Origin of the sequence: Streptomyces termitum (assembly GCF_014650175.1) — a bacterium.
Classification (GTDB): Bacteria; Actinomycetota; Actinomycetes; order Streptomycetales; family Streptomycetaceae; genus Streptomyces; species Streptomyces termitum.
This window is the reverse complement of record NZ_BMUL01000003.1, coordinates 54,642-78,766: the sequence shown is the minus strand read 5'-3', so window position 1 is coordinate 78,766 and position 24,125 is coordinate 54,642. Positions and strand designations below refer to the sequence as shown.

Genomic DNA, 24,125 nt, shown 5'->3' with positions numbered 1-24,125 from the left:
CCCTCATCACGGGGACGAGAACTCCCCGCGAGCAAAAGCCCGCGCCCGACCCACCGACAAGTGGGCCGGGCGCAAAACTTGACGAAACGTCACACGTTGAACCTGAACTCCACCACGTCCCCGTCCTGCATGACGTACTCCTTGCCCTCCATGCGGGCCTTGCCGGCGGAGCGGGCTTCGGCTACGGAGCCGGTGGCGACGAGGTCGGCGAAGGAGATGACCTCGGCCTTGATGAAGCCCTTCTGGAAGTCGGTGTGGATGACACCGGCTGCCTCGGGGGCCGTCGCGCCCTTCTTGATGGTCCAGGCGCGGGACTCCTTCGGGCCCGCCGTGAGGTAGGTCTGGAGGCCGAGGGTGTCGAAGCCGGCGCGGGCGAGGAGGGCGAGGCCGGGCTCCTCGGCGCCGACGGACTCCAGGAGCTCCATGGCGTCGGCCTCGTCGAGCTCGGCGAGGTCGGCCTCCAGCTTGGCGTTGAGGAAGATCGCCTCGGCGGGGGCGACGAGGGCGCGCTGGTCGTCCTTGAACGCCTCGTCGGTCAGCTCGTCCTCGTCCACGTTGAAGACGTAGAGGAACGGCTTGGTGGTGAGGAGGTGGAGGTCGTGGAGGAGCTCCGCCTTCTCCGAGCCCTGGAGGATGCCCTGGGAGAAGAGGGTGTCGCCGCGCTCCAGGATCTCCTTGGCCGCCTCGACGGCCGCGACCTTGGGGGCCGTGTCCTTCTTGATCCGGGCTTCCTTCGCGAGGCGCGGGAGGACCTTCTCGATGGTCTGGAGGTCGGCGAGGATCAGCTCGGTGTTGATCGTCTCGATGTCGTCCTTGGGCGAGACCTTGCCGTCGACGTGGACGACGTTCTCGTCCTTGAAGGCGCGGATGACCTGGCAGATCGCGTCGGACTCGCGGATGTTCGCGAGGAACTTGTTGCCCAGGCCCTCGCCCTCGCTCGCGCCGCGCACGATGCCGGCGATGTCGACGAAGTCGACGGTGGCGGGGAGGATGCGCTGCGAGCCGAAGATCTCGGCGAGCTGGGTCAGGCGGGCATCGGGGACACCGACGACGCCGACGTTGGGCTCGATGGTGGCGAACGGGTAGTTGGCCGCCAGCACGTCGTTCTTGGTCAGGGCGTTGAACAGGGTCGACTTGCCGACATTCGGCAGACCGACGATTCCGATCGTGAGCGACACGGTGGCGACTTCCTGGCGTCCGGAGTGGGTGGAGCCTCCAGTTTACGGGCGCGCCGCGCCGTCCCGAACCGGACCCGAAGCGGCCCCGGACGGTCGCCTTCGGTCGAACTGCGGTCCAAGGTCGTCCAAAGTGCGTGTCCTGGACCCGTTTCCCGCCCCCTCCCGACCTACGTTGGTGCGGTGGAGCAGCACAGGACCAGTCAGCCGCGCGACCGCCGACGGCCGCAGACCCCCCTCACGCCGCCTTCGGGCGCGCTCGTGGAGGCGGAGGGGGCCGGGGCGGCGGCCGCCGGGACCCCCGCCGTGTACCGGGTGGGCGCCCCGGCCGCCGGGCGGCGGCCCGTACCGCCCGTGGTCCAGGCGCTGCGGCGGCTGCCCGCGCCCAAGCTGACCGGCCTCGGCGCCGGGCTCTTCGCCTCGGCCGCGATGCTCCTGGTCGGTTTCCTGGACTGGCTGGTCCTGGACGGGTCGCCGCTGGCGTTCGGGCTGCTGTTCCTGCCGGTCAGCGCGCTGACGGCGCTCTGGGTGCGGACCGCCGACCTGGTCACCGCGCCGATCGCGGTCCCGATCGCCTTCGCCGTCGGCGTCGTGCCGATCGCGGGCGGCAGCGGTGGTTTCGGCGGGCAGGCCATGGCCGTCGTCACCGCCCTCGCCGTGCACGCGGGCTGGCTGTACGGGGGCACGCTGATCGCCGGTGTCGTGGCGAGCGTGCGGAAGGCGCGGGACATCGCCCGGCGCCGGAGCCGTCCCGGCGCGGGCCAGGCCGCGGGTCCCGCCCGCGGCGCCGCCGCCCCGGCACCCGCCCGGCGCCCCGGCCGCACCCCCGCACGCGGCCCGCGCCCCGGAGCCTAGAACCGCGGTCCACGCACCGGGACCCGTCGCCGTCGGGCTCCCGTCCGGCGACAAGGCCGTACCTTCCGAACCGGCCAGGACCCCGCACGCGGCCCGCGGCACCCGCGCCCCGGGGCCCAGGACCCGCAGTCAGGCTCCCGTCCGAACAACCGGGCCGGACGTCCCCGCCCCGGGGCCCATCTGCCCCCGGTCCGGACCGCTCAGCCGGTCCCCGCGACCCGGCTCGCCGCCATCGCCGCGCCCACGATGCCCGCGTCGTTGCGCAGTTCCGCCGGGACGATCTCGGTGCGCAGGCCGTCGAGGTAGGGGAGGAACTTGTCGGCCTTGCGGCTGACGCCGCCGCCGAGGATGAAGAGTTCCGGGGAGAAGAGCATCTCCACGTGGGCGAGGTACTTGCGGAGCCGCTTGGTGGCCCAGTGCTCCCAGGTCAGGTCCTCGTCCTCGCGGGCCCTGGAGGAGGCGCGCTTCTCCGCGTCGTGGCCCTTGAGCTCCAGGTGGCCGAGTTCCGTGTTGGGGACCAGCCGGCCGCCGGTGAAGACGGCGGAGCCGATGCCGGTGCCGAGGGTGAGCAGGATGACGGTGCCGGTGCGGCCCCGGCCCGCGCCGAAGGTCATCTCGGCGACTCCGGCCGCGTCGGCGTCGTTGAGGACGGTGACGGGCAGGCCGCCGACGGCCTCGCCGATGAGGACTCCGGCGTCGGTGCCGACCCAGGCCGCGTCGACGTTGGCGGCGGTACGGACCGTACTGCCGGTGACGACGCCGGGGAAGGTGACGCCGACGGGGCCGTCCCAGCCGAAGTGCTCCACGACCTCCGCGACGCGGCCCGCGACGTCGTGCGGGGTCGCGGGCCGCGGGGTGAGGACCTTGTGCCGCTCCTCGGCGAGGGCGCCCCGCTCCAGGTCCACGGGGGCGCCCTTGATGCCCGAGCCGCCGATGTCCACTCCGAAGACGTTCATGGAGTCACGCTAACCGGCGGCGGCGGCTCCTACTCCTCGACGAGCGAGGCGGCCTCGGCGCGCAGGTCGCGGCGGAGCTCCTTGGGGAGCGAGAAGGTGAGGTGCTCGTCGGCGGTCTTCACCAGCTCCACGTCGGCGTACCCGCGCTGCGCCAGCCACTCCAGGACCTCCTGGACCAGCACGTCGGGGACGGAGGCGCCGGAGGAGAGGCCGACGGAGGTGACGCCCTCCAGCCACGCCTCGTCGATCTCGCTCGCGAAGTCGACCAGGTGGGCGGCGGGGACGCCGGCCTGCTTGGCGACCTCGACCATGCGGATCGAGTTGGAGGAGTTCTTGGAGCCGACGACGATGACCAGCTCGGCCTGGCCGGCCAGCTCCTTGATCGCGGTCTGGCGGTTCTGCGTGGCGTAGCAGATGTCGTCCGACGGCGGGGAGAGGAGCTGCGGGAACTTGTCCTTGAGGGCGTCGACCGTCTCCATCGTCTCGTCGACGGAGAGGGTGGTCTGGGAGAGCCAGACGACCCGGGAGGGGTCGCGGACCTCGATCTCGGCGACGTCCTCGGGGCCGTCGACGAGCTGGATGTGGTCGGGGGCCTCGCCGGAGGTGCCGATGACCTCCTCGTGGCCCTCGTGGCCGATGAGGAGGATGTCGAAGTCCTCGTTGGCGTACCGGACGGCTTCCTTGTGGACCTTGGTGACCAGCGGGCAGGTCGCGTCGATCGTCGCGAGCCGGCCGCGGCGGGCCTCCTCGTGGACGGTCGGGGCGACGCCGTGCGCGGAGAACATCACGATGTTGCCCGGCGGGACCTCGGTGGCCTGGTCGACGAAGATCGCGCCCTTCCGCTCCAGCGTCTGGACCACGTACTTGTTGTGGACGATCTCGTGGCGGACGTAGACGGGGGCCCCGTACTGCTCCAGGGCCTTCTCCACGGCGATCACGGCGCGGTCCACGCCCGCGCAGTAGCCGCGGGGGGCGGCGAGCAGGACGCGCTTGGGGCGGTCGGTGGCGCTCGGGGTCGCGGGGGCGGACTCGGGCGTCGGCGCGGGCGTTGCAGTCATGCGTCCCATCGTAAGGCCGCGTCGGTGAGCGGCTGGAGGCCGACCGTGGCCGAAACTGGCGCCATGGCTGAGAAGGCGCAGGTGAACGGGGAGTCGGCGGGCCGGCCGCCGGGCGGGACGGACCACGAGGGCCTCCGCCGGAGTCTCGGATTCCGCGATCTGGTGGTGTACGGGCTGCTGTTCATCGCCCCGATGGCGCCGGTGGGCGTCTTCGGCACGCTGGACGCGAAGTCGCACGGGGCGGTCGCACTGGTGTACGTCGTGGCGACGGTGGCCATGGCGTTCACGGCGTTCAGCTACGCGCAGATGGTCCGGGTCGCCCCGCAGGCCGGCTCCGTCTTCGCGTACGCCCGCAAGGGGCTCGGCGAGGGGCCCGGCTTCGTCGCCGGCTGGATGGCGCTGCTCGACTACCTGCTGATCCCGGCCGTCGCCTACCTCTTCGCGGGGATCGCGATGGAGGCGCTGGTGCCGGAGGTGGACCGGTGGGTGTGGACCGGGATCGCGGTGGTGGTGACGACGCTGCTCAACCTGTGGGGGGTGCGGGCGGCGGCCCGGGTCGGCTTCGCGGTGCTCCTGATGGAGGTCGTGGTGCTGCTGGTCTTCGTGGTGTCGGCGGCGGTCGTGCTCGTACGGGACGGGGCGCAGCGCGACTGGTGGTCGCCGCTCACCGGCGACACGTCCTTCTCCCTCGCGGCGGTGGTCGGCGCGGTGTCGGTCGCGGTCCTGTCGTACCTCGGCTTCGACGCGATCGCGGCCTTCGCCGAGGAGGTCACCGGGGGCTCGGCGAAGGTGGCGCGGGCGCTGCTCTTCTGCCTGGTCCTCGCCGGCGCCCTGTTCGTCGCCCAGACCTGGCTGGTCGCGCTCCTGGAGCCGGTCTCCTCGGCGGAGCTGGCGGCCGATCCGGGGAAGCAGGGCTCCGCCTTCTACGACGCCGTCGACGCCTCGGTCGGCGGCTGGCTGCACGACCTGGTCGCCGTGTCGAAGGCGATCGGCGCGGCCTTCGCGGCGCTCGCCGGGCAGGCGGCGGGCGGGCGGCTGCTCTTCGCGATGGGCCGCGAGGGCCGGCTGCCGCGCGCGCTGGCCCGCACCGACTCGGGCGTCCCCCGGGTGGCGCTGCTGGTGTCGGCGGTGGTGACGATGACCGCGGCGCTGTGGGCGGCCCGCCGCGACGACGGCCTGGACCACCTGGTGTCGGTGGTGGACGTCGGCGCCCTGACCGCCTTCGTGCTGCTGCACGCGAGCGTGGTGGGGTGGTTCGCGGTCCGGCGCACGGAGGGGCCGCCGCACTGGCTGCGGCACGTGGTGGTCCCGGTGCTCGGCGCGGCGATCCTCGTCGCCGTGATCGTCGAGGCGTCGGCCGCGGCGCAGGTGGTGGGCGTGGTCTGGTTCGCCGTCGGCCTGGTGGTCCTCGCCCTCCAGGGCACGGGGCGGCGGACGGCCGGGGGGTGAGGGCGGTGCGGGCGGGGGGCCTTCGGCGGCGGGCGCCGTCCCCTTCGTACCGATGACGTTGTCGGAGGGCGCCGTTACGCTCGGTGCATGGCTCTGACTACGTCCGCCGAAGCACCGCTTCCCGTCGGTGAGGTCTCCCGGATGATCGGGGGGTGGATCGACCGGCTGGGGGCGATCTGGGTCGAGGGGCAGATCACGCAGCTCTCGCGGCGCCCCGGCGCCGGGGTGGTCTTCCTGACCCTGCGCGATCCCTCGCACGACGTCTCCCTCTCCGTGACCTGCTACCGGCAGGTCTTCGACGCGGTGGCGGACGTCGTCTCCGAGGGCGCCCGGGTCGTCGTGCACGCGAAACCGGAGTGGTACGGGCCCCGGGGGCAGCTGTCGCTGCGGGCCGCCGAGATCAAGCCGGTCGGGATCGGCGAGCTGCTGGCCCGGCTGGAGCAGCTGAAGCGGACGCTGGCGGGCGAGGGGCTGTTCGCCCTCGACCGGAAGAGACCGCTGCCGTTCCTGCCCCAGCTGATCGGCCTGGTCTGCGGCCGGGCCTCGGCCGCCGAGCGGGACGTCCTGGAGAACGCGCGGCGCCGCTGGCCCGCCGTCCGCTTCGAGGTGCGGAACGTGGCGGTGCAGGGCGTGAAGGCGGTGCCGCAGGTCGTCGGGGCGGTCCGGGAGCTGGACGCGCACCCGGAGGTGGACGTGATCGTGGTGGCCCGGGGCGGCGGCAGCGTCGAGGACCTGCTGCCGTTCTCGGACGAGGAGCTGGTGCGGGCGGTGGCCGCGTGCCGGACGCCGGTGGTCTCCGCGATCGGGCACGAGCCGGACTCCCCGCTGCTCGACCTGGTGGCCGACCTGCGGGCCTCGACGCCGACGGACGCGGCCAAGAAGATCGTCCCCGACGTGGGCGAGGAGCTGGAGCGGGTGTACGGCCTCCGGGACCGGGCGCTGCGGACGGTCCGGGGGCTCCTGGACCGCGAGGAGCGCGGTCTGGCACAGGCGCTGGCCCGGCCGGTCATGGAGCGCCCGCTGCGGATGGTGGAGGCCCGCGAGGAGGAGCTGGACGCGCTCCTCGCGCGCAGCCGCCGGGTGCTGGGGCACCTGCTGGACCGGGCGGACTCGGAGCTGTCGCACACGCGGGCCCGGGTGCGGGCGCTCTCCCCGGCGGCGACGCTGGAGCGGGGGTACGCGGTGCTCCAGCGGGCGGACGGGGCGGTGGTCCGGTCCCCCGGGGAGGTCGCGGCGGACGAGGAGCTGCGGGCCCGGGTGGCCGAGGGCGAGTTCACGGTGCGGCGCGCGTAGTACGGACCGGTACGGCAGGGTGACGGGGTCCGGGAAGCGGACCCGGAGAAGGAGAGAGGACCGCGATGGCGGACGGTACGGAGACGACGGCGGCGCTCGGCTACGAGCAGGCGCGGGACGAGCTGGTCGAGGTGGTCCGGCGGCTGGAGGCCGGCGGGACGACCCTGGAGGAGTCCCTGGCGCTCTGGGAGCGGGGCGAGGAGCTGGCGAAGGTCTGCCGGCGCCGGCTGGAGGGGGCCCGGGCCCGCCTCGACGCCTCCCTCGCGGCCCAGGAGGACGGCGCCGGGGAGGAGTGAGGCGCGGGAGGGCGGGAGGAGGACGCGGACGCACGCGGAGGGCGGGCCGTACGGAGGGAACGGCGAGCCCGTGCGGCGGGCGGGAGCGGGCTCTCGGGCGGATGCCGGAACCGGCTCCCGGGCGGCGCCGGGTTCCCGTAGACTCACCGAAGTGAAGCGGATCACTATCCGGATCGGATAGTTGAACTTTCACCAATCTTGGGCGTACTGTCGAGACATCGCCCGCACTCCCCGCCGGGCGGCCCTCTTGCAGTCCGGAAGGTACGCAGCATGTCCCTCGTTCTCGACCCCGCCGCCCAGGACCTCCTCTTCCGCGAGGCCCGCACCGCCAACACGTTCACCGACGAGCCGGTGACCGACGAGCAGGTCCAGGCGATCTACGACCTGGTGAAGTTCGGCCCGACCGCCTTCAACCAGAGCCCGCTGCGCATCACCCTGGTCCGCTCCGAGGAGGCCCGCGAGCGCCTCGTGCAGCACATGGCCGAGGGCAACCAGGCCAAGACCCGCACCGCGCCGCTCGTCGCGATCCTCTCCGCGGACAACGAGTTCCACGAGGAGATCCCGGCCCTGCTGCCGCACTTCCCGCAGGCCAAGGACATGTTCTTCTCGGAGCGTCCGGTCCGCGAGCAGTCCGCCCTGCTGAACGCCGCCCTCCAGGCCGCGTACTTCATCGTGGGCGTCCGCGCCGCCGGCCTGGCCGCCGGCCCGATGACCGGTCTCGACTTCGCCGGCCTCCAGAAGGAGTTCCTGGACGCCGACCACACCCCGCTGATGGTCGTCAACATCGGCAAGCCGGGCGAGGACGCCTGGTTCCCGCGCTCCCCGCGCCTCTCCCTCGACGAGGTCATCACCACGGTCTGACCCGGACGGTCCCGGCGGACCCGACGGACGTGACACGCGGCGAAGCCCCCGGTGCCCGGCACCGGGGGCTTCGCCGCGTCCCGGGTCCGGCGCCCTCCCGGGCACCGGACCGGCGCGGTCCCGTCAGGCGGTCTCGGACCGGAGCGCGCCCGCCATCTCCGCGAGCCGCGCGAAGGGGGCGGTGCCGGTGACGACGGTCGTCGCGCCGTTCTCGGTCCGCACCAGGGCGTCGTACTTGGGGCCCTCCCAGCGCTGCCAGACCTGTCCGTCGACCGTCTCCGTCTTCCCGGAGTCCTTCGCCTGCCGCGTGACCTTCGGCACATAGGTCTTCGGCGCGGCGGTCGACTGGTGGACGGCCACGTACTCCTGGGCCGGGGAGAGGAAGCCGAGCTGCCAGGCGTCGGCCTGGTCGCGGCGGTACGAGACGACCGTCGCCTTCCAGCCCTCGCCCAGGCCCTCGGGGGCGAGCACCGGGTACGGCGCCGCCCGCTGGGCCGTGATCAGCTCGACCCGGTAGTCCTTCGCCTTGACCGGCTCCGCGTTCTCGTCGTGCGGGATGAAGAGATACATGACCCCCGCGGCGACCATGATCACCCCGAGGGACTGGAACATCCCGCGTACCGTCTGCCTGCCTCGCTTAGCTGCCACGTCCATATGGTCGCATCACGGTCCGGCGCTCATACGTGGGCCCCTCTGCTCATTTTGTCGACCTGGCGATAGAGTCACATCACCCTCTTTTATCCGGCCGTCGTCGTACAGAAAGGTGCGCTCCGATGACCGAGCACCACCACCTCCCCCCCGAGCTCGTGGTCTCTCCCGAAGCCCCCGACCGCAACCTGGCCCTGGAACTCGTGCGGGTGACCGAGGCCGCCGCCATGGCCGCCGGCCGCTGGGTCGGCCGCGGCGACAAGATCGGCGCGGACGGCGCGGCGGTCAACGCCATGCGCACCCTGATCTCCACCGTCTCGATGAACGGCGTCGTCGTCATCGGCGAGGGCGAGAAGGACGAGGCGCCGATGCTGTTCAACGGCGAGCGGGTCGGCGACGGCACCGGCGCCGAGGTCGACATCGCCGTGGACCCGATCGACGGCACCACCCTGAACGCCAAGGGCATGCCGAACGCCATCGCCGTGCTCGCCGCCGCCGACCGCGGCGCCATGTTCGACCCGTCCGCGGTCTTCTACATGGACAAGCTGGTCACCGGCCCCGAGGCCGCCGACTTCGTCGACATCAACGCGCCCGCCTCGGTCAACATCCGCCGGGTCGCCAAGGCCAAGGGCATGACGCCCGAGGACGTCACCGTGGTCATCCTGGACCGCCCCCGCCACGAGGGCATCGTCCGGGAGATCCGCGAGACCGGCGCCCGCATCAAGTTCATCTCCGACGGCGACGTGGCCGGCTCGATCATGGCCGCCCGCGAGGGCACCGGCGTCGACCTGCTGATGGGCGTCGGCGGCACCCCCGAGGGCATCATCTCGGCCTGCGCCATCAAGTGCCTGGGCGGTGTCATCCAGGGCAAGCTGTGGCCGAAGGACGACGCGGAGCGCCAGAAGGCCCTGGACGCGGGCCACGACCTGAGCCGGGTCCTCACCACCGACGACCTGGTCAGCGGCGACAACGTCTTCTTCGTCGCCACCGGCATCACCGACGGCGAGCTGCTGCGCGGCGTGCGCTACCGCTCCGAGACCGCGACCACCCAGTCGCTGGTCATGCGCTCGAAGTCGGGCACGATCCGCCAGATCGACTCCACCCACCGGCTCGCGAAGCTGCGCGCCTACAGCAAGATCGACTTCGACCGGGCGAACTGACCCGGCCGCCCGGCCGGGCGGAGCGCGACGACGGTACGAAGAGGGGCGCCCCCATGTGCGGTGGGGGCGCCCCTTCCCGTACGCGCCCCGGACCCCGGTCCCCCGGGACCGGCCGGCGCGCGTCGGTCAGCCGGCCCGGGCGATCCGCTCCGTGGCGGACGACTTGCGCAGTTCGACCTCGCGGCGCCGGCGCCGGGCCAGCACCACGCGGCGCTCGGCGGCGGTCAGCCCGCCCCACACGCCGTACGGCTCCGGCTGGAGCAGCGCGTGCTCCCGGCAGTCGACCATCACGGGACAGCGGGCACAGACCCGCTTGGCGGCCTCCTCGCGGGCGAGCCGGGCGGCGGTCGGCTCCTTGGAGGGGGCGAAGAAGAGCCCGGCCTCGTCCCGACGGCACACCGCCTCCGCGTGCCATGGGCCGGCCTCGTCCTCCCGGGCGGGAGCACGCTGGGGCGGCACGACGGCTACCGGGAGGGGCTGATGCGGCGGATGCAGCACGGTCTACTCCTGACGACGGCTTCGCGAGCGAGCAGCGATGCAGCAGCCCTACCCGCTGTGCGCGCGCCTATGCACTGCGTACCGCCCGCATCCGGAGTCCGGAGTCCCGGCGACGCATTCCGGTCGCCCTCCTGGCCGATATCCGACGGCCGGACGGTTCAGTGGCCGAGGTGCTTGCGGACCCGGTTCTGGAGGTCGGCGACCCACTTGCCGCGCTTGGGGCGGGCCTCCACGTTCCCGAACACCGAGTAGCCGTTGACGACCACCAGCGGGGCCTGCGGGTCGACCCCCTCCAGGGTCTTCACCTCGAAGTTCCCGAAGATGCCGCTGCCGCTGCCGCGCAGGCTGATGTTCTCGGGGACGCGAATCTCCACGTTCCCGAAGATCGAGGTGGCGTTGATGGTGGTGAGGGGCTGGGCGAAGATCGCCTCGGTGAGGTCGATCTCGATGTTCCCGAAGATCGCGAAGGCGTTGGTGCGGGAGGCGACCCGCCAGCGGCCCTTGCGGGTGGTGCTGGAGAAGACCGCGAGGAGCTGGTCCGCGTTCCCCTCGGCGTCCTCGGGGCCGTACGTGTAGGCGGTCGGGGCCGCGTCGGGGCGCGGGGCCGCCTTCCCGGCCTCCGGGAGGTCCCGCACGACCGGCTCCAGCTCGCCCACCGTCTTGGCCCGGTAGACGGCCTCCACGCGCTCCGCGTGCTCCTCCACGTCGAGCCGGCCCTGCGCCAGCGCCTCGGCGAGGATGTCGGCCACCCGGTCCCGGTCCGCGTCGGACGCCCGCAGGCCCCCCTGCGGATCGGCGTAGGCGACGGGCGCGGGAGCGGCGGGAGCCTTGACCAGGCTGGGCGCGACCGGAGCCTCCGGCACGGCGGGCGGCTCGGGCGCGGCCGGGGCCTCGGGGGCGACGGGTGCGGCCGGGGCGGCGGGCGGCTCGGGAGCGGCGGGCGCGGCCGGGGTCTCGGGGGTGGCGGCCCCGGGCCGTACGGAGGACTTCGGAGTCTCGGCGCCGGACACGGCGGCCTCCCGGCCGTCGGCGACGGCACCGGCCTCGGCACCGGCTCGGGCGTCGGCGCCGGTCGGGCGAGCCCCGTCGTCGGAGGGGGCGGGCTGCTGCGCGGGGTCGGGCTGCTTCTCGAAGTCCACGGGTCCACCCTAGCCACTCGCGATAGATCGCGACCAGCTCCCCGGACCCCCATCTCTCCCCTAGGGGACGGGAATCCGGCCAGGCCGAAAGGGGCGGCCCGGCCCCTCCCGCGCCCTGGTGAGCCTTACCTCACAGGACCCGGGCCCCGGCCGCGTCATACGCTGGAGGGCGCGCCCGCCAACGGAGGCGGCGCGCAGCCGTCTGCCGAGTGAGGAATGGCCGCCGTCATGCCTGAGTTTGCGTACTCCGATCTGCTCCCTGTCGGAGAGGACACCACGCCGTACCGCCTGGTGACCTCCGAGGGCGTCTCGACCTTCGAGGCCGACGGCCGTACGTTCCTCAAGGTGGAGCCCGAGGCGCTGCGCGAGCTGGCCGCCGAGGCGATCCACGACATCCAGCACTACCTGCGCCCGGCCCACCTGGCCCAGCTGCGGCGGATCATCGACGACCCGGAGGCGTCGGGCAACGACAAGTTCGTGGCGCTCGACCTGCTGAAGAACGCGAACATCGCCGCCGCCGGCGTGCTGCCCATGTGCCAGGACACCGGCACCGCGATCGTCATGGGCAAGCGCGGGCAGAACGTGCTGACCTCCGGCCGCGACGAGGAGGCCCTCTCCAAGGGCGTCTACGACGCGTACACCAAGCTGAACCTGCGGTACTCGCAGATGGCCCCGGTGACCATGTGGGAGGAGAAGAACACCGGCTCGAACCTGCCCGCGCAGATCGAGCTGTACGCCACCGACGGCGGCGCGTACAAGTTCCTCTTCATGGCCAAGGGCGGCGGTTCCGCCAACAAGTCCTTCCTCTACCAGGAGACGAAGGCCGTCCTCAACGAGGCGTCCATGATGAAGTTCCTGGAGGAGAAGATCCGCTCGCTCGGCACGGCGGCCTGCCCGCCGTACCACCTGGCGATCGTCGTCGGCGGCACCTCCGCCGAGTTCGCGCTGAAGACCGCGAAGTACGCCTCCGCGCACTACCTGGACGAGCTGCCCACCGAGGGCGACCCGAAGACCGGCCACGGCTTCCGCGACAAGGAGCTGGAGGAGAAGGTCTTCGAGCTGACGCAGAAGATCGGCATCGGCGCGCAGTTCGGCGGCAAGTACTTCTGCCACGACGTGCGCGTGGTCCGCCTCCCCCGGCACGGCGCCTCGCTGCCCGTCGCGATCGCCGTCTCCTGCTCGGCCGACCGCCAGGCCGTCGCGAAGATCACCGCCGAGGGCGTCTTCCTGGAGCAGCTGGAGACCGACCCGGCGCGCTTCCTGCCGGAGACGACGGACGAGCACCTCGCCGCCGACGGCGACGTGGTGAAGATCGACCTCAACCAGCCGATGGACGCGGTCCTGGCCGAGCTGACGAAGTACCCGGTGAAGACCCGGCTCTCGCTGACCGGCCCGCTGGTCGTCGCCCGTGACATCGCGCACGCGAAGATCAAGGCGCGGCTCGACGCAGGCGAGGAGATGCCGCAGTACCTGAAGGACCACCCGGTCTACTACGCGGGTCCGGCGAAGACCCCCGAGGGGTACGCCTCCGGTTCCTTCGGCCCGACGACGGCCGGCCGGATGGACAGCTACGTGGAGCAGTTCCAGGCGGCGGGCGGCTCGATGGTGATGCTCGCCAAGGGCAACCGCTCGCAGCAGGTCACCGACGCGTGCGGCACCCACGGCGGCTTCTACCTCGGCTCCATCGGCGGCCCGGCCGCCCGCCTCGCCCAGGACTGCATCAAGAAGATCGAGGTCCTGGACAACGAGGAGGACGGCATGGAGGCCGTCTGGAAGATCGAGGTCGAGGACTTCCCGGCCTTCGTCGTCGTCGACGACAAGGGCAACGACTTCTTCCAGAACCCGGCACCCGAGCCGACGTTCACCCACATCCCGGTCCGCCAGGGCTCACAGCTCTCGTAGCCCCCGCCCCGGGGCCGTCCGGCGCCCCCGGTCCGCTCCCCGCGGGTCGGGGGCGCCGTCATGTTCCGCTCCGAAAGTGGCTACCGATCGGTAGCCGGCTGGACACTTACTGGTCAGTATGGGTCGCGAGCATGTCAACCACTGAGACGGTCGACCCCTCGGGAGCCCCCCATGCCCTCTGCCCGGACCACCACGACGGCCACCGCCGCCCTCGGCCTGACGGCGCTGCTCGTCCTCGGGGCCGCGCCCACCGCGGCCGCCGCCGATCCGGACACCCACCTCGCCTCCACCGCCGCCGTCCAGGGCGTCGACTACCGGACCTGGCGGGCGGACGTGGCCGCCGTGGTCGCGCAGGCCCGCCCGTACATCGAGGAGCGCGCCGGGAACGCCGGCGGCGAGAAGCAGGCGATCGTCCTCGACATCGACAACAGCTCCCTGGAGACCGACTTCCACCCCTTCTGGGAGCTGCCGACCCCGGCCATCCCGGAGATCCGCACGCTGGTGGACGACGCGCACGCGCGCGGGGTGGCGGTCTTCTTCGTGACCGCCCGCCCGGGGATCATCCACTCCCTCACCGAATGGAACCTGAAGAAGGTCGGCTACCCGGTGGACGGGCTGTACGTGCGCTCGCTGCCGGACCTCTTCGCCGAGGTCAGCGCCTACAAGACGGAGAAGCGCGCCGAGATCGAGGCCAAGGGCTACACGATCATCGCGAACATCGGGAACAACACGACCGACATCGTCGGCGGTCACGCCGAGCGCGCCTTCAAGCTGCCGGACTACGGCAAGCTGTCCTGATCCCGCCCCTCAGCGGGTGAGGTGGAACTCCATCCGGGAGTAGTCCCCGTCCGGGGTCGAACGGATCCAGCCGCGGGCGTCCTTGAAGTCGCCGGTGCCGCCGGTGACCGCGATGTCGAACGCGGCCTGGGCCTCGTTCGAGGGGTCGGCGGTGAGCAGCGTCTGCGCGGTGAGCTGGCCGCCGGGACCGCCGTTCAGGACGAAGGTGCCGACGCAGAGCACGTCCACCGGGTCTCCGGCGCGGACCACGGTGCAGCTGACGCCGTCCCGGCCGGCCTTGTCGCCGCCCTTGGTGCGGAAGAGGTCGTCGGCGAAGGCGAAGGAGTCGCCGGGCTTCGGCTGCGCGCCGGGGCCTCCCCCGCCGCCGGGGACCTCCTTGGCGTAGAGCGTGAACTCGAATCCGTCGGCGGCGGGCGCGGCGGCGGCCGGTGCGACGGTGGCGAAGGCGACGGCGGCCACCGTCGCGGCGCCGAGGGCGCCGATCCTCCTGGAGCTCCGGGTCATGGACTGCCTCCCTGGGCGGGGTCGGGTTCCTCCCCCTCCGGGCCGTCCTTCCATGGTGCTGCCGCCGTCCGGGTGGCGCACGCCGTCGGGAATGATGGGGACATGCCCGTCAGAGCCCCTTTCCCGCGTACCGCCCTGCTCGCCTCGGTCCTGCTGACCGCCGCCGCCTGCGGTACGGCCCCGGAACCGGACGCCGCCCCGTCCGCCGCGCCCTCCTCCCAGGCCGTTCCGGCCACCCCGGCCACGCCGTCCGCCCCGGCCGCGAAGGCCGCCGGGTCGGTCGGCGGCCCGGGGAGTGCCTGCCCGCTGCCCGTCTCCTTCTCCCTCGCGGAGAAGTGGGAGCCGGTGTCGGTCGACGCCGAACTCGCCGCGCTGGTGAAGCGGGGCCCGGCCCTGCTCACCTGCGAGGTGAAGGCGCGGAAGTCCGGCGACACCGCCTTCCTGCGGGTGTGGAAGGCGCCGAAGGGCCCGGCCCGGGCCGCGCTTGACGCCTTCGTGAAGACCGAGAAGAACAAGGGGCTCGCCCTGACGGAGGCGGCGGTGGGCGGCGTGCCCGTCGTGGAGGCCCGCTACTCCGCGTACAGCGAACTCCTGGAGGAGTGGTACGACGGGCGGGCCTTCGCGACGGGGACCGGCGAGGGCGTGGTCGTCGTGCAACTCGACGGCGTGGACGCGGAGGAGGACCGGGTGGTCGCCGCGTACGAGCTGGCGAGGTCGACCCTGAAGGCCAGCTGAACCGTACGGAAAAGGCCGTGGCCCCCCGTCCCGCACCGGACGGGGGGCCACGGCGTCCTGGGACCCGGCGGCTAGGCGAACTTCTGGTTCGCGGAGCCGTTGCAGGTCTGGAGCCGGACCGGCTCCTTCGCGGCGCCCTGCGTGAGGCAGAGGCCGGTGGCGGCGGCGGGCCGGAGGGTGGCGCCGTCGCGGACGAACTTCTGGTTGGCGGCGCCGCCGCAGTTCCAGATGATGAGCGCCTTGCCCGCCTGGTAGACGGCGCCGGGCACGTCGAGGCAGCGGTCCTGGGTCAGTTCGGTGTGGACCGTCTGCCGGGCGGAGTCGTACCACCAGCCCTGGTTGCGGCCGCCGTGGCAGTCCCAGCCGAGGACGGCGGTGCCGTTGGCGGACTCGGAGGCGTTGACGTCCAGGCAGTTGCCGGTGGCCTCGTTGCGCAGCGGCCGGTAGACGTCGTCCCAGGCGACCGGGAAGAGGGTCGGCGTGCCGGAGGAGTTGACGTCGGCGCAGCTCGCCTCGCGCAGGCCGGAGCCGTAGAGCTGGGTCAGGCAGGAGGCGAAGGCGGCGTGGCCGCTCTTGTTGGGGTGGAAGGACTGGCGGGTGGTGTTCTCGTCGATCCCGCCGGGCTTGGAGAGGTCGATGAAGAGGCCCCGGGCCCAGGTGTCCTCCATGCACACCTCGTGGCCCTGGAAGAGCCGCGAGTTGTCGAGGTAGACGGCGCCGGTGGAGGCGGCGACCTTACGCATGCCGCGCTCGAAGGCCGGGACGGCGGTGTTGCGGCCCCACTTGGTGTCGGAGTCGTAGCCCATGCCGCCGCAGATCAGCTTGCCCGGGAAGTTCGGGTTGTCGTTGAAGTCGGGGCCGATGGGGCTGGGGTAGCCCATGACGACGAGCTTGTAGTCGCCGTCGGCGTAGCCCGCGTCGCGCATGACGGTCTTGAGGTCGCGGACGGTCTGCTCGACCTTGGGCACCAGGCCGTCGACGCGGGCCTGCCAGCCGGGGGCGTACTTGGGCTCGCAGGTGCCCTGGCTGAGCACGTAGCGGGTGACGCAGTCGGTCATGACGGGACCGAACTGGAGGTCGTCGTTGGCCCCGGCGACGAGCAGCACCATCTTGATGCGGGTGTTGCGGGCCTTGATGGCGAGGCTGTCGCTCTGGACCAGTTCGTCGGCGTACTGCTTGGAGCCGCCGATCCGGATGTTCCCGGTGTAGGCGCCGGAGCAGGCGACGTTGAAGGTGAGGTCGGCGGGGATGCCGGTGCGGTGGATGGCGGCGTCCGGCGAGCGGTGGCACCAGTTGCTGGGGCCGTTCGTGGGGGACTCGTAGGTGCCGACGCCCTCGCCGGAGATCTCGCTGTCGCCCAGCGAGATCAGGCCGGTCTTGCGCTGGTCGAGGGGGCGCTCCTCGGGGCTGCCGTAGATCCTGGTGGCCTCGGCCGCCCGGATGCTCTCCAGGGCGGGGGGAAGGGGGACGGAGGCGACGGCGGCCGTCGTCCCGGTTCCGGCCGCGCCCGCGGGGGCGGCGGCGGTCATGGTGCCGAGTGCGGCGGCTGCCGCGGCGACGGCGGCGATGGGCCACCGGAGTCTGTACCTGGTGCGCGTCACTGCGCCTCCTGGAAGTGGGGTTACCCACGGTTTTTACTGGCCGGTACGCGCCTTGGGAATACATCGAACAAGACAAGTGCTCATCTTTTTCAGGAGGTTCACCATGAACGACGCCGACGGCTACCGCACCGAACACGACTCGATGGGCGAGGTCCGGGTCCCCGCCCGCGCCAAGTGGCGCGCCCAGACCCAGCGGGCCGTGGAGAACTTCCCGGTCAGCGGCGTACGCCTGGAGCGCGCCCACATCGAGGCGCTGGCCCGGATCAAGGCCGCCGCCGCCCGGGTCAACGCCGGGCTCGGCGTCCTCGACCGGGACCGGGCCGAGGCGATCGAGGCCGCCGCCGAGGAGGTCGCCGAGGGCCGCTGGGACGACCAGTTCCCCGTCGACGTCTTCCAGACCGGCTCCGGCACCTCCTCCAACATGAACACCAACGAGGTCCTCGCCACCCTCGCCGGCGAGCGGCTCCCCGCCGATCGCGCGGTCCACCCCAACGACCACGTGAACGCCTCCCAGTCGTCCAACGACGTCTTCCCCTCCTCCGTGCACATCGCGGCCACCGCCGCCGTCACCCGCGACCTGATCCCCGCCCTCGACCACCTGGCCGCCGCCCTGGAGCGAAAATCGGCCGAATTCGCGTCGGTCGTGAAGTCCGGTCGTACGCATCTGATGGACGCCACCCCGGTCACCCTGGGCCAGGAGTTCGGCGGCTACGCGGCCCAGGTCAGGTACGGGATCGAGCGGCTGCGCTCGGCCCTCCCCCGGCTCGCCGAACTGCCGCTCGGCGGCACCGCCGTCGGCACCGGCATCAACACCCCGCCCGGCTTCTCGGCCGCCGTCATCGCCGAGGTCGCCCGCGCCACCGGCCTGCCCTTCACCGAGGCCCGCGACCACTTCGAGGCCCAGGGCGCCCGCGACGCCCTGGTGGAGACCTCCGGCCAGCTCAGGACCGTCGCCGTCTCCCTCACCAAGATCGCCAACGATCTGCGCTGGATGGCCAGCGGCCCCCGCACCGGCCTGGCCGAGATCAACCTCCCCGACCTCCAGCCCGGCTCCTCGATCATGCCGGGCAAGGTGAACCCGGTGATCCCCGAGGCGGTCCTCATGGTCGCCGCCCAGGTGACCGGGAACGACACCACCGTCGCGACGGCCGGCGCCTCCGGGAACTTCGAGCTCAACGTGATGATCCCGGTCATGGCCAGAAACCTCCTGGAGTCCGTACGCCTCCTGGCCAACGCCTCCCGGCTGCTCGCCGACCGCACCGTCGACGGCGTCACCGCCAACGCCGAGCGGGCCCGCGAGTACGCCGAGTCCTCCCCCTCCGTCGTCACCCCCCTGAACAGGTACCTCGGCTACGAGGAGGCCGCCCGGATCGCCAAGCGGTCGCTGGCCGAGCGCAAGACCATCCGCGAGGTCGTCCTGGAGGCCGGGCACGTGGAGCGCGGCGACCTCACCCTCGAACAGCTCGACGAGGCCCTCGACGTCCTGCGGATGACACGGCCGTGAACGGAGCCGTACCCCACAGGTGACTCATCCGTGACCCGTGTCGCAGCGCCGATGGGAGCGCGCCCCCTCAGGCCGGCCGGCACCTGGGGGGCGGCGTCGCGGGGCCGGGCACGCGCATCTGCGGCGTTGTCGTCCCTCACCGTGGCTCCGCCATGCCTCGGTCCTCCGCCTTGCAGCCGCACGCACCCAGCCCCGCTCCTTCTCCCACCCCCCATGTGCCGGTCGGCCTAAGATCTGCCCATGACGGGATCGGACGGTTCGGGCCACATCCAGCACTGGGCGCCGGGGGAGCACATCCTCTGGCGCTACCGTGGCGTGGGCACCGACGCGGTGCACATCTGCCGTCCGGTGACCGTGGTCCGCGACACGCCCGAGCTGCTCGCCGTCTGGATGGCGCCCGGCACCGAGTGCGTGCGGCCGGTCCTCGCCGACGGCACCTCCGTCCACGACGAGCCGCTCGCCACCCGCTACACCGCGCCCCGCACCACCGAGCGGGCCCGGTGGGCCGGCAGCGGCGTCCTCAAGCTGGCCCGGCCCGCCGACCCGTGGTCCGTCTGGCTCTTCTGGGAGCGCGGCTGGCGCTTCCGCAGCTGGTACGTGAACCTGGAGGAGCCGCGCCGGCGGTGGTCCGGCGGCGTCGACTCCGAGGACCACTTCCTCGACATCTCCGTCTACCCCGACCACAGCTGGCTGTGGCGGGACGAGGACGAGTTCGCCCAGGCCCAGCGGGCCGGTCTGATGGACCCCGCCCTCGCCGCCCGCGTGCGGGCCGCCGGGGCCGCCGCCGTCGCACTGGTGGAGGAGTGGGGGCAGCCCTTCCGGGACGGCTGGGAGGAGTGGCGGCCCGAACCGGACTGGTCCGTTCCGGTGCTTCCGGCGGACTGGGACCGCACTCCCGCGCCCCTGGGGTCATGAGACCCTTGATGCACCCCCGGGGTCCAAACGTAGGATCGTCCTCCGCGCGGCCGACACCGGGCGGACGCCACGTCAGCAGAAGAACCCGCACAGCAACTGACCGCACGTCACCGCACGTCGTCGATGAGGGGGAGAGCAGTGCCGGAGCTGTGTCCGGGCGGCGCGCCCCCCGCGCCCGCCGCCGTGCGCGGATCGTCCGCATCCATCCCGCCCGGGGGGTTTAGCCCCGCCGAAGGCGCGGCATCGGCGAGAAGAGCGTGTGCATCGCACCACCGGCCCGGACGGACGGAATCCCACGCGTGACGGAGCAGCCCACCTCCCACGAAGGCCGGCGGCCGCTGGCCGACCGGCCCCAGGAACAGGCGCGACCCCGCCAGGAGGCCGCGCCCGCCGGCCTGCCCTCCGACATCCCCGTACAGCCCGCTCCCCCGCCGCCGGCGGCCGGTCAGGGCGCGCCCGCGGTCGCCGTGGCGGTCTCGCCGAAGGCCCCCTCCGCGGGCGGCGTGGCGGAGCAGCCGGGGCGGCGCGAGGGCGACCGGCTGCGGTTCGTCGGCGCCGCGACCCGGCGGATCGCCCGCGGCCTCGACCTGGACGAGATCGTCCTCGGCCTGTGCCGGGCGACCGTGCCGGCCTTCTCCGACGAGATCCTCGTCTACCTGCGCGACCCGCTGCCGGTGGGCGACGAGCGGCCGGTGTCGCCGTTCGTACTGCGGCTGCGGCGCACGGACCGGCTGCGGTTAACTCCCGACCTGGAGGGCGACGAGCTCGTCCTCGTACCCGATCCCGACCCGACCCCGGCGGCCGAGCTGTGCGAGGTGCGCTCCGGCAGCGCGCTCTCCGAGGTGCTCCGCGGGGTCCGGCCGGTCTTCGGCGACTCCGCGGCGGCCCGCACCGCCCTGGCCGAGCTGCTCGGCCCCGAGCATCCGCTGCCGGGCGGGACGCGGGCGATACTGGCCCCGCTGCGCGGCCGGCGCCGGGTGATCGGCGCGGCGGTGCTGCTGCGGCGGGGCGAGCGGACCGCCTTCGAGGCCGACGACCTGCTGGTCGCCGCCCAGCTGGCCACCCACACCGCGCTCGGCATCGACAAGGCGGTGCTGTACGGCCGGGAGGCGTACATCGCGGACGAGCTCCAGCGGACCATGCTGCCGGACTCGCTGCCCCAGCCGACCGGTGTGAAACTCGCCTCGCGCTACCTGCCCGCGGCCGAGACGGCGCGGGTGGGCGTCGACTGGTACGACGCGATCCCGCTGCCGGGCAGCCGGGTGGCGCTGGTGGTGGGCGACGTCATGGGCCACTCGATGACCTCGGCCGCGATCATGGGCCAGCTGCGGACCACGGCGCAGACCCTCGCCGGGCTCGACCTGCCGCCGCAGGAGGTGCTGCACCACCTCGACGAGCAGGCGCAGCGGCTCGGCGAGAACCGGATGGCGACCTGCATGTACGCGGTCTACGACCCGGTCTCGCACCGGATCACGGTCGCCAACGCGGGCCATCCGCCGCCGATACTGCTCCACCTGGGCGGCCGGGCGGAGGTGCTGCGGGTGCCCGCGGGCGCCCCGATCGGCGTCGGCGGGGTCGACTTCGAGGCGGTCGAGCTGGACGCCCCGGCCGGTGCGACGCTGCTGCTGTACACCGACGGCCTGGTGGAGTCCCGGCTGCGGGACGTCTCCAGCGGGATCGAGCAGCTGCGGGAGCGCCTCGCGGCGACGGCCCAGCTGACCGGCCCGGACCACGCGCCGCCGCTGGAGGCGCTGTGCGACGATGTCCTCGACATGCTGGGCCCCGGTGACCGGGACGACGACATCGCGCTGCTCGCGGCCCGCTTCGACGGGATCGCGCCGAGCGACGTGGCGTACTGGTTCCTGGAACCGGAGGACGCGGCGCCGGGCCGGGCGCGGCGGCTGGCCCGGCGGGCGCTGGCCCGCTGGGGCCTGGAGGAGCTGACGGACTCGGTCGAGCTGCTGATCAGCGAGGTCGTGACCAACGCGGTGCGGTACGCGGAGCGGCCGGTGACCTTGCGGCTGCTCAAGACCGACGTGCTGCGCTGCGAGGTCGGCGACGACTCCCCGCAGCTGCCCCGGCAGCGGCGGGCGCGGGAGACGGACGAGGGCGGACGCGGCCTGTTCCTGGTGAACCGGCTGGCGCGGCGGTGGGGTGCGACCCGGCTGTCGGGCGGCAAGGTCGTCTGGTTCGAGCTGCCGACCCGCGTCTGAGGCGGTCCCGTACGACGGCGAAGGCCGGTCCTCCCGGGTGGGGGGACCGGCCTTCGCCGTGTGCGGTGCGGGTCAGCGGGGCTGCTGGGTGCGGCCGGGGCCGTTGCCGTTGTTGCCGTTGCCGTCGGGGTTCGGCGGCTGGGCGGTGGTCGGCGGCGGGGTCTCCCGGGTGGGCTCGTCGGTGGGCTCCGGCGGGGTGGTGCCGGTGTCGCCGGTGGGCTCGGGCGGGGTGGTGCCGGTGGGGGTGGCCGGGGGCGTGGGGACGGTGGCCGTGCTGGTGGGCGGCGGCGTGGTGTCCTCGTCCCGGGTGGGCTCCTGGCTGGGGGTGGTGCTGCCGGTGGCGGTCGGTTCGGCGCCGCTGCCGCCCTCGGTCTCCAGGTCGAAGGAGGCGTCGGAGCCGCCCTCCAGGGCGCGCTCGGTGTAGGCGCCCCAGATGGAGGCGGGGATGCCGCCGCCGTTGGCGCGGCCGCGCTGGATGGTGTCGGTGAGGGTGACCTGCTGGGCGATCTCGCCGGAGGTGTCCTCGCCGAAGAGGGCGACCGCGGTGACGAGTTCGGGCGTGTAGCCGACGAACCAGGCGGAGCGGTTGTTCTCGGAGGTGCCGGTCTTGCCGGCGGCCTCGTAGTCGCCGGCGGCGCCGGCGCCGGAGCCGTTGCGGACGACGCCGATCATGGCCTGGGTGGTGGTGTCGGCGGCCTCGCGGCTGATGACCTGCTTGCTGTCCTGCCGGACGGTCTCCACGGTGCGGTCGCGGTGCTGGACGTTCTTCACCAGCGTCGGGGTGACCTTGCGGCCGTGGTTGTCGAGGGTGGCGTAGACGCCGGCCATGTCGAGGGTGGAGGCGCCCATGGTGCCGAGGGACATGGCGGGCGACTCGACGAAGTCCTTGCCGTCCTTCATACCGAGGGCGAGGGCGGTCCTCTTGGTCTCGGAGAAGCCGACGTCGACGATCATCTGGGCGTAGACCGAGTTGATCGAGCTGTTGGTGGCCCGCTGGACGGTGACGGAGCCGTACGACCGGTCGTCCTCGTTCTCCGGGTCGAAGGGGATCGTGCTGCCGACGACCTTCCGCTTGCTGGTGCCGTCGTAGACCGTGTTCAGGCCGATCTCGCGGCCGTCCTGGGTGGTGGAGCGGTTGTCGATCGCGGAGGCGAGGACGAGCGGCTTGAAGGTGGAGGCGGGCTGGAAGTCGCGGCGGGTGGCGTTGGACATCCAGTGCTCGGTGGCGCCGACGCCGCCGTACAGCGCGACGACGGCGCCGGTCTTCGGGTCGACGGAGGTGGCGCCGGCCTGGACGACGGCGTCCTTCTTGTCGCCCTTGCGGTCGAGCTTGGCCTCCAGCTTCTTGTCGACGGCGGCGACGAGGGCCTTCTGCTTCTTCGGGTCGATGGTGAGGGTGATGGTCCAGCCGCCGGCCTTGATGTCCTCCTCGCTGACGCCCTGGCGCATCAGCTCCTGGTTGGCGGCCTCGACGATGTAGCCGGTCTGGCCCTCCATGCCGGGGAGCGGCTTGGGCGCCTGGGGGGCGGGGAACTTCATGCCGGCGCGCTCGGCGGCGGGCAGCCAGCCCATCTCGACCATGTTGTCGAGGACGTAGTTCCAGCGCTGCTCGACGAGCTTGCGGCCGGTGGCGTTGGCCGAGGTCCAGTCGTACTGGTTGGGGGCCTGGAGCAGCGCGGCGAGGTAGGCGCCCTGGGCGGTGGTGAGCCGGGAGGCGTCGGTGCCGTAGTAGCTGCGGGCGGCGGCCTGGATGCCGTAGGCGCTGCGGCCGTAGTAGCTGGTGTTGATGTAGCCCGCGAGGATGTCGGCCTTCGACATGCGCTGGTCGACCTTGACGGCGATGACCATCTCCTTGAGCTTCCGCGTGGCCGTCTGGTCCTGGCTCAGGTAGAAGTTCTTGACGTACTGCTGGGTGATGGTCGAGCCGCCCTGCTTGCCCTTGCCGGTGAGGGTGCTCCAGGCGGCGCGGGTGGTGCCCTTGATGTCGACGCCGTTGTCCTTGTAGAAGGTCTTGTTCTCGGCGGCGACGAAGGAGCGCTGGACGGGGAGCGGGATCTTGTCGAGGCCGACGATCTCGCGGTTGATCTCGCCGGTGCGGGCGAGGATCTTCCCGTCGGCGTACTTGTAGATGTTGCTCTGCATGGTCGCCTCGGCGTTGGCCGTGGGGACGGGGACCATGAGGTAGGCGGCGTACAGGCCGCCCATGGCGAGCAGGCAGACGACGAAGAAGGTGCCCAGGAGCTTCTTCCAGGTGAAGAGGCGGCGTATGAAGCCGCGCTTCTTGGCCGTGCCCTTGTCCGGTCCGCCCATGTGTCGTGTCGCTCCGCTCGTCGTGTGTCCGGTCGCCCTCGGCCCGGTGAGCCGCCGGATCAGCTCAGCAAGCTAACACCGACAGTGCGGACATAGGGCAACCGATCACGCCTTTTCCGGACGTGAGAATCAGCACCCACTCCCAGGGGAACCGACGTCCGGACGGACGTGATGGTTGCGTGAAGGTTCCATTCCGCTCAGGAAGCCGCCGGGGAGACGGGGTGGATTTCCGGCCACCGCAAGGCCGTCCGCAGG

21 protein-coding genes are annotated in these 24,125 nt (G+C 72.7%); 12 read left to right on the top strand and 9 right to left on the bottom strand.

Annotation, left to right across the window (positions count from 1 at the left end; translation table 11 throughout):
- Positions 1-89: 89 nt before the first annotated feature.
- The gene (gene ychF / locus IE219_RS06570; RefSeq protein WP_189975603.1) at positions 90-1,178 is read right to left on the bottom strand and encodes a redox-regulated ATPase YchF; all 1,089 of its coding nucleotides are present in this window, start codon (positions 1,176-1,178) and stop codon (positions 90-92) included.
- Between the two features lie 180 nt (positions 1,179-1,358).
- Here ychF and IE219_RS06565 point away from each other — a divergent pair, with 180 nt between their 5' ends.
- Positions 1,359-2,030, top strand: coding sequence for a DUF6542 domain-containing protein (locus IE219_RS06565; RefSeq protein ID WP_373298780.1), 672 nt, complete (start codon positions 1,359-1,361; stop codon positions 2,028-2,030).
- A 200-nt stretch (positions 2,031-2,230) separates the two neighbouring features.
- Here the strand turns inward: IE219_RS06565 and ppgK are convergent, their stop codons facing one another.
- Both ppgK and IE219_RS06555 read right to left on the bottom strand, forming a co-directional pair.
- Positions 2,231-2,986: a polyphosphate--glucose phosphotransferase gene (ppgK, locus tag IE219_RS06560; RefSeq protein WP_189975602.1), complete on the bottom strand. Its 756-nt coding sequence runs from the start codon at positions 2,984-2,986 to the stop codon at positions 2,231-2,233.
- A gap of 29 nt (positions 2,987-3,015) precedes the next feature.
- Positions 3,016-4,053, bottom strand: a complete 1,038-nt coding sequence (locus tag IE219_RS06555) for a 4-hydroxy-3-methylbut-2-enyl diphosphate reductase (protein ID WP_373298779.1) — start codon at positions 4,051-4,053, stop codon at positions 3,016-3,018.
- Positions 4,054-4,107: 54 nt separating this feature from the next.
- On the opposite strand from IE219_RS06555, the gene IE219_RS06550 reads away from it, so the two are divergent.
- From IE219_RS06550 to IE219_RS06535, 4 genes are all read left to right on the top strand, one after another.
- Complete coding sequence (locus IE219_RS06550) at positions 4,108-5,493, top strand: APC family permease (protein WP_189975600.1); 1,386 nt, start codon at positions 4,108-4,110, stop codon at positions 5,491-5,493.
- Between the two features lie 87 nt (positions 5,494-5,580).
- The gene (xseA, locus tag IE219_RS06545; protein WP_189975599.1) at positions 5,581-6,786 is read left to right on the top strand and encodes an exodeoxyribonuclease VII large subunit; all 1,206 of its coding nucleotides are present in this window, start codon (positions 5,581-5,583) and stop codon (positions 6,784-6,786) included.
- A 65-nt stretch (positions 6,787-6,851) separates the two neighbouring features.
- Positions 6,852-7,082: an exodeoxyribonuclease VII small subunit gene (locus IE219_RS06540; protein WP_189975598.1), complete on the top strand. Its 231-nt coding sequence runs from the start codon at positions 6,852-6,854 to the stop codon at positions 7,080-7,082.
- Between the two features lie 270 nt (positions 7,083-7,352).
- Positions 7,353-7,943: a malonic semialdehyde reductase gene (locus IE219_RS06535; protein WP_189975597.1), complete on the top strand. Its 591-nt coding sequence runs from the start codon at positions 7,353-7,355 to the stop codon at positions 7,941-7,943.
- A gap of 123 nt (positions 7,944-8,066) precedes the next feature.
- Here the strand turns inward: IE219_RS06535 and IE219_RS06530 are convergent, their stop codons facing one another.
- Positions 8,067-8,591, bottom strand: coding sequence for a DUF4245 domain-containing protein (locus tag IE219_RS06530; RefSeq protein WP_373298778.1), 525 nt, complete (start codon positions 8,589-8,591; stop codon positions 8,067-8,069).
- Between the two features lie 125 nt (positions 8,592-8,716).
- Between IE219_RS06530 and glpX the strand changes: the two genes are divergently transcribed.
- The gene (gene glpX / locus IE219_RS06525; protein WP_189975595.1) at positions 8,717-9,751 is read left to right on the top strand and encodes a class II fructose-bisphosphatase; all 1,035 of its coding nucleotides are present in this window, start codon (positions 8,717-8,719) and stop codon (positions 9,749-9,751) included.
- A 126-nt stretch (positions 9,752-9,877) separates the two neighbouring features.
- On the opposite strand, the gene IE219_RS06520 is transcribed toward glpX, so the two are convergent.
- The gene (locus tag IE219_RS06520) at positions 9,878-10,249 is read right to left on the bottom strand and encodes a WhiB family transcriptional regulator (RefSeq protein WP_189975594.1); all 372 of its coding nucleotides are present in this window, start codon (positions 10,247-10,249) and stop codon (positions 9,878-9,880) included.
- A gap of 158 nt (positions 10,250-10,407) precedes the next feature.
- Positions 10,408-11,112: a DUF1707 SHOCT-like domain-containing protein gene (locus IE219_RS06515; protein WP_373298793.1), complete on the bottom strand. Its 705-nt coding sequence runs from the start codon at positions 11,110-11,112 to the stop codon at positions 10,408-10,410.
- Between the two features lie 504 nt (positions 11,113-11,616).
- On the opposite strand from IE219_RS06515, the gene IE219_RS06510 reads away from it, so the two are divergent.
- Together IE219_RS06510 and IE219_RS06505 are read left to right on the top strand one after the other, a co-directional pair.
- A complete protein-coding gene (locus IE219_RS06510; RefSeq protein ID WP_189975593.1) occupies positions 11,617-13,290 on the top strand; it encodes a fumarate hydratase in 1,674 nt (557 codons plus the stop codon).
- Positions 13,291-13,461: 171 nt separating this feature from the next.
- Complete coding sequence (locus IE219_RS06505; protein WP_189975592.1) at positions 13,462-14,088, top strand: HAD family acid phosphatase; 627 nt, start codon at positions 13,462-13,464, stop codon at positions 14,086-14,088.
- 9 nt (positions 14,089-14,097) lie between these two features.
- On the opposite strand, the gene IE219_RS06500 is transcribed toward IE219_RS06505, so the two are convergent.
- Positions 14,098-14,592, bottom strand: coding sequence for a hypothetical protein (locus IE219_RS06500; RefSeq protein WP_189975591.1), 495 nt, complete (start codon positions 14,590-14,592; stop codon positions 14,098-14,100).
- A 102-nt stretch (positions 14,593-14,694) separates the two neighbouring features.
- Between IE219_RS06500 and IE219_RS06495 the strand changes: the two genes are divergently transcribed.
- The gene (locus IE219_RS06495; RefSeq protein ID WP_189975590.1) at positions 14,695-15,327 is read left to right on the top strand and encodes a lipoprotein; all 633 of its coding nucleotides are present in this window, start codon (positions 14,695-14,697) and stop codon (positions 15,325-15,327) included.
- Between the two features lie 71 nt (positions 15,328-15,398).
- Here IE219_RS06495 and IE219_RS06490 read toward each other — a convergent pair whose 3' ends face one another.
- On the bottom strand, positions 15,399-16,928 hold the full coding sequence (locus IE219_RS06490; protein WP_189975589.1) for a ricin-type beta-trefoil lectin domain protein: 1,530 nt from the start codon (positions 16,926-16,928) through the stop codon (positions 15,399-15,401).
- Between the two features lie 103 nt (positions 16,929-17,031).
- Between IE219_RS06490 and IE219_RS06485 the strand changes: the two genes are divergently transcribed.
- The 3 genes from IE219_RS06485 to IE219_RS06475 all read left to right on the top strand — a co-directional run bounded on the left by IE219_RS06485 (position 17,032) and on the right by IE219_RS06475 (position 21,560).
- Entirely contained in the window at positions 17,032-18,432 is a 1,401-nt protein-coding gene (locus IE219_RS06485) for a class II fumarate hydratase (protein WP_189975588.1), read from the top strand.
- A gap of 240 nt (positions 18,433-18,672) precedes the next feature.
- Positions 18,673-19,347, top strand: a complete 675-nt coding sequence (gene fomD, locus IE219_RS06480) for a cytidylyl-2-hydroxypropylphosphonate hydrolase (RefSeq protein ID WP_189975587.1) — start codon at positions 18,673-18,675, stop codon at positions 19,345-19,347.
- Between the two features lie 299 nt (positions 19,348-19,646).
- On the top strand, positions 19,647-21,560 hold the full coding sequence (locus IE219_RS06475) for an ATP-binding SpoIIE family protein phosphatase (protein WP_189975586.1): 1,914 nt from the start codon (positions 19,647-19,649) through the stop codon (positions 21,558-21,560).
- Between the two features lie 72 nt (positions 21,561-21,632).
- Here the strand turns inward: IE219_RS06475 and IE219_RS06470 are convergent, their stop codons facing one another.
- The gene (locus tag IE219_RS06470; RefSeq protein ID WP_189975585.1) at positions 21,633-23,870 is read right to left on the bottom strand and encodes a transglycosylase domain-containing protein; all 2,238 of its coding nucleotides are present in this window, start codon (positions 23,868-23,870) and stop codon (positions 21,633-21,635) included.
- Positions 23,871-24,125 lie beyond the last annotated feature (255 nt).

Bases quoted from the DNA above. Each gene is read 5' to 3' on its own strand.
- ppgK (WP_189975602.1), bottom strand. From the start codon at position 2,986: ATGAACGTCTTCGGAGTGGACATCGGCGGCTCGGGCATCAAGGGCGCC.
- IE219_RS06555 (WP_373298779.1), bottom strand. From the start codon at position 4,053: ATGGGACGCATGACTGCAACGCCCGCGCCGACGCCCGAGTCCGCCCCC.
- IE219_RS06550 (WP_189975600.1), top strand. From the start codon at position 4,108: ATGGCTGAGAAGGCGCAGGTGAACGGGGAGTCGGCGGGCCGGCCGCCG.
- xseA (WP_189975599.1), top strand. From the start codon at position 5,581: ATGGCTCTGACTACGTCCGCCGAAGCACCGCTTCCCGTCGGTGAGGTC.
- IE219_RS06540 (WP_189975598.1), top strand. From the start codon at position 6,852: ATGGCGGACGGTACGGAGACGACGGCGGCGCTCGGCTACGAGCAGGCG.
- IE219_RS06535 (WP_189975597.1), top strand. From the start codon at position 7,353: ATGTCCCTCGTTCTCGACCCCGCCGCCCAGGACCTCCTCTTCCGCGAG.
- glpX (WP_189975595.1), top strand. From the start codon at position 8,717: ATGACCGAGCACCACCACCTCCCCCCCGAGCTCGTGGTCTCTCCCGAA.
- IE219_RS06510 (WP_189975593.1), top strand. From the start codon at position 11,617: ATGCCTGAGTTTGCGTACTCCGATCTGCTCCCTGTCGGAGAGGACACC.
- IE219_RS06505 (WP_189975592.1), top strand. From the start codon at position 13,462: ATGCCCTCTGCCCGGACCACCACGACGGCCACCGCCGCCCTCGGCCTG.
- IE219_RS06500 (WP_189975591.1), bottom strand. From the start codon at position 14,592: ATGACCCGGAGCTCCAGGAGGATCGGCGCCCTCGGCGCCGCGACGGTG.
- IE219_RS06495 (WP_189975590.1), top strand. From the start codon at position 14,695: ATGCCCGTCAGAGCCCCTTTCCCGCGTACCGCCCTGCTCGCCTCGGTC.
- IE219_RS06485 (WP_189975588.1), top strand. From the start codon at position 17,032: ATGAACGACGCCGACGGCTACCGCACCGAACACGACTCGATGGGCGAG.
- fomD (WP_189975587.1), top strand. From the start codon at position 18,673: ATGACGGGATCGGACGGTTCGGGCCACATCCAGCACTGGGCGCCGGGG.
- IE219_RS06470 (WP_189975585.1), bottom strand. From the start codon at position 23,870: ATGGGCGGACCGGACAAGGGCACGGCCAAGAAGCGCGGCTTCATACGC.